This window comes from Candidatus Symbiopectobacterium sp. (genome assembly GCF_020054415.1).
GTDB lineage: Bacteria > Pseudomonadota > Gammaproteobacteria > Enterobacterales > Enterobacteriaceae > Symbiopectobacterium.
This window is the reverse complement of record NZ_JAHWCO010000639.1, coordinates 1-5771: the sequence shown is the minus strand read 5'-3', so window position 1 is coordinate 5771 and position 5771 is coordinate 1. Positions and strand designations below refer to the sequence as shown.

The 5771-nt window shown below is 43.7% G+C and carries 4 protein-coding genes and 1 pseudogene; 4 read left to right on the top strand and 1 reads right to left on the bottom strand.

Annotated elements, in window-relative coordinates; translation table 11 throughout:
• Window positions 1-80: pseudogene (locus QZ506_RS18620) on the top strand (lipoprotein); the annotation flags it as partial.
• A 103-nt stretch (window positions 81-183) separates the two neighbouring features.
• Here the strand turns inward: QZ506_RS18620 and QZ506_RS18615 are convergent.
• Window positions 184-429 carry a hypothetical protein gene (locus tag QZ506_RS18615; RefSeq protein ID WP_291973065.1) on the bottom strand — a complete coding sequence of 82 codons (246 nt, stop codon included), beginning with the start codon at window positions 427-429 and terminating at the stop codon, window positions 184-186.
• Between the two features lie 231 nt (window positions 430-660).
• On the opposite strand from QZ506_RS18615, the gene QZ506_RS18610 reads away from it, so the two are divergent.
• The 3 genes from QZ506_RS18610 to QZ506_RS18600 all read left to right on the top strand — a co-directional run bounded on the left by QZ506_RS18610 (window position 661) and on the right by QZ506_RS18600 (window position 5641).
• Window positions 661-816, top strand: coding sequence for a hypothetical protein (locus QZ506_RS18610; RefSeq protein ID WP_291973064.1), 156 nt, complete (start codon window positions 661-663; stop codon window positions 814-816).
• A gap of 15 nt (window positions 817-831) precedes the next feature.
• Complete coding sequence (locus QZ506_RS18605; protein ID WP_291973063.1) at window positions 832-4305, top strand: methyltransferase regulatory domain-containing protein; 3474 nt, start codon at window positions 832-834, stop codon at window positions 4303-4305.
• A gap of 223 nt (window positions 4306-4528) precedes the next feature.
• Window positions 4529-5641: a DegT/DnrJ/EryC1/StrS aminotransferase family protein gene (locus QZ506_RS18600; protein ID WP_291973062.1), complete on the top strand. Its 1113-nt coding sequence runs from the start codon at window positions 4529-4531 to the stop codon at window positions 5639-5641.
• Window positions 5642-5771 lie beyond the last annotated feature (130 nt).

Below are 5771 nucleotides of genomic sequence, written 5' to 3'. Positions count from 1 at the left end.
TGGGTGAAGCCATGGCCATGGTCAAAGCGCTTAACCGGATCACGCTATTAGGAATGCCGAACAGTATTCGCATCACGTAACAATCGACCCGTATGGGGCGCAGTCGTTACAAGTTCTGATTTATTCAACAAAGCCCATTTTAATCCAAAACAGGCTTGTCATAACAGCATTATTCCCTATTATTCAACAAAGCCATTGTTCAAAACAATAAAATCTGTTGTTTGTTTTAGCACTATTGCCTTCATTGCTATCGCCATGAATAAGGGCGTAAAACGTATTGACGACATCTTGCTTTTTGCAAGATTTAAAAAGATCAATAAATCTATCCCATAGGCTAATTTTCGTTGCTTTCATTTTGTAATTGTACATGACAAGATTAGACAAGTTTTTACTATTTAAAACTGAACTGCCTAAAAAGCCCTCGTTCATAGTTGTACCATCTCTTCAATATGCCGGAGGCTTTGTTGAATAAATAGATTTTATGCTGTCAGCCCAGTGTAACGACGGATCCTCACAACGTAAAATCGGCTTTGTTGAATAAATAGATTTTATGCTGGCAGCTCAGTGAAACGACGGATCATCGCAACGTAAAATCATGCAGTTAGGCCTCATGAGAAAAGTGTACACCTGAGATGACAAGCATTTTCAACCCAAACTGGCATGGAAAAACAGCATGATTACCTATTATTCAACAAAGCCATCGAACGCAAGTACTACGTTTTATGCTACATCAACTCATTGAATACACGACCCAGCGGATCAATAGTTGCTATTGAGCCGCTATGCCACCGTAAAGCGATTGGACTAATGAATTAAGGATATCCACTTAATATGCAAGATAATTCTGTTGACCCTGTTAATGTTTCTGATGAAACCGTGCATCGCCCACAAATTGAAACGTCATATGCATCGCCGGTACATATCAAGGCGGCGGCCTATTTGTACGGTATCCATACGCCTGCAGTAGAAAAAGCCAGAGTACTTGAATTGGGCTGTGGTGCAGGGGATAACATACTGCCGTTTGTACTTGCTTATGAAAAGAGTCAGGCGGTTGGTATTGATCTGGATGATGCGCTGATTAGCCAAGGACAACATGCATTACGCACAATGTCAGTGCCAAATCTCCAGTTGGCGACCGCGGATATTGATGAATTATTAAACAGTGAGTTAGGGGAATTTGATTACATCATCATTCATGGCCATTTCTCTACGATCAATAATGCAATGCGCTCGGCGCTATTAGAGTGGGTTAAACTGCATTTAACGCCCAAAGGGATAGCTTGCCTGGCGTGGAGTACTTATCCCGGTTATAAGGTTGCTGAAGTATTGCAGGATGCGCTGCAATTGCATAGCAGCCTGGCGCAAACGCCAGCAGAACAACTTGACGATGCTCGTGCGATGCTAACTTTTATGTCTCTGGGACTGGCTGCAAAAAATACATTAAGTGAACCAATGCGTGAGCTGGTCAAACACGCTGAAACCAGCTCCGATTTAGCATTGAGTCTGAGGTATCTTCAGTGCTTGAATGAGCCATGCTATCTACTCGATTTCCATGCTATGGCTGCCGGTGCTGGATTTGCCTATGTAGGTGATCTTCTGCCTCATACCGAGATTGCGGGGCACTATGGTGGTGACGTTGAGAAACTGCATAATGCCATATGCCCGGGTGATAACAAGTTGCTGGGTCAGCAATACCTGGATTTTGCTGTTGGACGTAGCCATCGTTTTAGTTTGTTAGTGACTGAACAGCGTGCAAAGGACATTCTGCCAACGCCTGATTTAGCGCGGTTGACGCATTTTCATTGGGCGGGGAGTTTTCAGCGAGGTGTAACTAACGAAGGCCATGTGGCCAATGCGCATTATTCTGGCAGTGGTGTTGTTGTGCATATCAATCATGACTTGGCGCTGAACATGATGGATGTGATCAGTGATGCCTGGCCCCACAGTGTCAGTTTTGATCAATTGGTGTTTAATACCCGAGCACCAGAATATGATAAAGAAGATAAGCAGCATCAGCAGGATGTGTTGGATGCGCTTACAATGCTTTTTCGTAGTGGAATCGATGGATTGCACTTTAGCCAGGAACAAGGGCGTTATAATAGTAGCTCATCGACATCAGTACAGCTCCTACCTTGTGTTGCTGCCTTATTGCGGGATAACGTACCCGCGCATACCGCTATCGGTGTTTTCAATCTCTGGCATGACAAGATTATGTTTACCTTTACTCAGCAAGAACAAGATTACCTGAGGCTGCTGTTATGCCAGAAATCTGACCTGCCACTTGACGCTGATTGCTACGAGTTCATGGAGCGTCTACGTATAGCTGGCGTGCTGTGGGGCAGCGTCCCTGCCTGGCAACATTATTTTCAGCAACTGCTGCAAGCATGTTCATCAAAGAGCGAGCGCTATCTCGGAGCATTGATCATGTATTGCAGTGAAACTAGCGTCGGGGGATATATCAGCCCGGATTCAGAAAAAGTGAAGAAGTCTCACCACAGTAAACGTGTGGCTGATGCTAGGCCAGTCGATAAAACGATACAACAGCAAATTAGATACCTCATCAGTATTAATGATTATGCGGCGGCTCGGAGTAAGGCTAAAGCGCTGGTCGAAGAAATGCCATCGAACGTGTATTGCTGGTATCTGCTTGGGCAAACAAACTTAAAAACGGGGGCATATGACGAGGGGCTGGCTGCCTTGATGAAAACATTGTCGATGCATGCTACGAGCTGGAGTGTATACCAGGATGCTGCTTATGCCTTTTGGTATAGCTACCGACACTACTATGCCGGGCGTTTGGTACGCAAAATATTGCGTTGCGATCATCGTAATGCAGGTGCATGGAATATGCTCAGCACCTTGTATAAAGACAGCAATGAGATGGCACAAGCTGAATTTTGCGTTCGAAAGGCAGAACAATATGCGCCAGAAGAACCTAACATATTAAACAACCTGGCCAACCTGCTCAGCTCGCAAGGGCGGATGAGTGAAGCTGTGGACTGTTTTCGCCGTATGCGTGCTATTGCTCCTGATCACTGTGATTTATATAGCAGCTATCTTTTCACGCTGCTACACGATGTACGGGAAACGCCTGAGTCGCTTTATGCAGAGCACCGAGGGTATGGTGTATTGGTCGAGCAACGGGCACAACAGTATCATCGGCATTTCATCCCGAAAGGAACACGGGAACCTGGGCGTAAATTACGCGTCGGTTTCGTTTCTGGAGATCTATGTAATCACCAAGTGGCGAACTTCTTAAGGCCAATTTGGGAGAGTATCAATCGGGAGTACTTTGCGCTTTATGGCTTTGCGTCATCAAATAACTACGACAATATTACTCAGTCCTTTGAGCAAACTGCTGACGGATGGCACGCTGTGTATCGCAAGAGCGATATAGAGTTAGCTGAGCTAATCCATGAGGAACAGATTGATATTCTGTTTGATCTTTCTGGTCATACTGCGTGTAATCGCTTGCCTATGTTTGCGTTTAAACCTGCTCCCATACAGATAAGTTGGATTGGTTGTCCTGGCACCACAGGAATGTCAGCAATGGACTATTTCCTTATTTTTAATTTGGCTCCGGGAACGAAAAACTTCCAACAACAATTTGTGGAAAAACTGGTTTATCTGCGTAGCGAACTTCAATTTAAAAGTGTGAACAATAGCCCTGAAGTGAACGAATTACCCGCTATAAAACGTGGGAGATTCACGTTTGCTAGCATGAATCGTATACAAAAACTTAATGATTATATGTGCGATGCATGGGTCCAAATAATCAAGTCGGTACCCGATAGCCGAATGATTATCGCAGGTCTCTCTGGTAAACAAGACATTGCCATTTTGCGCGCTAAATTTGATAGCTATGGAATAGCGTCATCTCAACTTGTTTTTCATGAAAGGCTGTCATTAAGTAAGTACCTGGAGTTACATCATGAAATTGATTTATTGCTTGATACTTACCCTTACTCTGGAGGGACAACGACCAACTATGCGCTTTGGATGGGGGTGCCAACACTCATGTTGACGGGTGAAAACTACCATACATGGCAAGGTGTTGCTGCATTAAACGCACTGGGCTTAGAGGGATTTGTCGCTTCTTCAAAGCAAGAATACATCGAGCAAGCCATTAGCTGGTCAACTCGGCTTGATGAACTGAATCAATGCCGGCAGGCCTTACGGCCGCGCTTCATGGCGATTGAAAAACAAGGCGGGTCACCCTCACTGTACTTTGAGCAAATGATGCGAAGCGTCTGGATGAATTACTGCGATGGTAAACCTGCGCAAGCATGTGCATTCGGGTGTTGATAAGTAGAGTAATCACCGCTCAAAATGTTATTATGTGACAAAGACCTTTGAGTTGTGATGTATGCTGGCAATGACATCTCAATATGTAATTGATGGCTGTGCTCGCCGTCAATTACAACACAAAAGGTAAGGGCTAGCAAAAGTGGTGTGGTTCTCTGGTAGCGTAAGGCCAAGGCGGTAGCGTGCCTAAAAAAGATAAGAACGAATCGTGGAGAGCATTAGCGTGAAAAATATCTATGTCAATAGACCGCTGCTTCCTCCGTTGGAGGAGTTTGTCCCGTATCTAGAAAAAATATGGGATAACAAGTGGTTAACTAACAATGGTCCATTTCACCAGCAGTTCGAACAGCAATTGGCTGACTATTTGGGTGTCAAATACATCAGTGTTTTTTCCAACGGTACCCTAGCGTTGCTGACTGCATTACAGGTTTTACGCATTACGGGTGAAGTGATAACAACACCCTATTCTTTCGTTGCGACATCACACACGTTGTTGTGGAATGGTTTGACGCCTGTATTTGCTGATATCGACCCTAAAACGTGCAATATCAATCCAGAAAAAATTGAACAACTGATCACATCAGCGACGTCAGCAATTTTACCTGTGCATTGCTACGGGATACCGGCAGATGTTGAACGTATTCAACAAATCGCAGATATTTATGGGTTGAAGGTCATTTATGATGCAGCACACGCTTTTGGTGTCAAAAAAGAGGGTGTCAGCATTCTTAATCATGGTGATTTATCAATACTGAGTTTTCATGCCACTAAGGTGTTTAACACCATTGAGGGTGGGGCAATTATTTGTCCTGATGAAAAAACAAAAAAATGGATTGATTATCTTAAGAATTTTGGTTTTACCGATGAAGTGACTGTTGTGGCACCTGGAATTAATGGCAAAATGAATGAAGTTCAGTCAGCGTTTGGATTGTTACAGTTACAATATATCGACAAAGCGCTTGAGTTGAGAAAATCCATTTCTGAAAGGTACTGTCATGCCTTATCGGATATAGAGGGTATCAGAATAGTTGATGTTCCTGACAATGTTGAATGGAACTATGCGTACTTTCCTATATTCATAGACAATCGCTACCCTTGTAGCAGAGACGCACTCTACAACAAAATGAAAGCTGCAGGTGTTTTTGCTCGCCGTTATTTCTACCCCCTGATCAGTGATTTTCCTATGTATAAGATGCATAAAAGGGGAGATCTCTCTGAGTCTGTCAGTATTGCCAATTCTGTACTGTGTATTCCTATCTATCCTGATTTAGAGATAGAAGAGCAGGAAAAAATCATCTCACTAATCAAAAATGCAACAGCTGGAGGGCTTTGTTGAATAATAGGTAATCATGCTGTTTTTCCATGGCTTTGTTGAATAAATAGATATTATGCTGCGTAGCCATAAAGGCTGCGGATTCCCTTGACGTAAAATCAGTATGTTAAATCCAGAGCGTGGTGATGCATCC

Excerpts from the sequence above, each read along its gene's own strand:
- QZ506_RS18615 (WP_291973065.1), bottom strand. The coding sequence starts at position 429 with ATGAACGAGGGCTTTTTAGGCAGTTCAGTTTTAAATAGTAAAAACTTG.
- QZ506_RS18610 (WP_291973064.1), top strand. The coding sequence starts at position 661 with ATGGAAAAACAGCATGATTACCTATTATTCAACAAAGCCATCGAACGC.
- QZ506_RS18605 (WP_291973063.1), top strand. The coding sequence starts at position 832 with ATGCAAGATAATTCTGTTGACCCTGTTAATGTTTCTGATGAAACCGTG.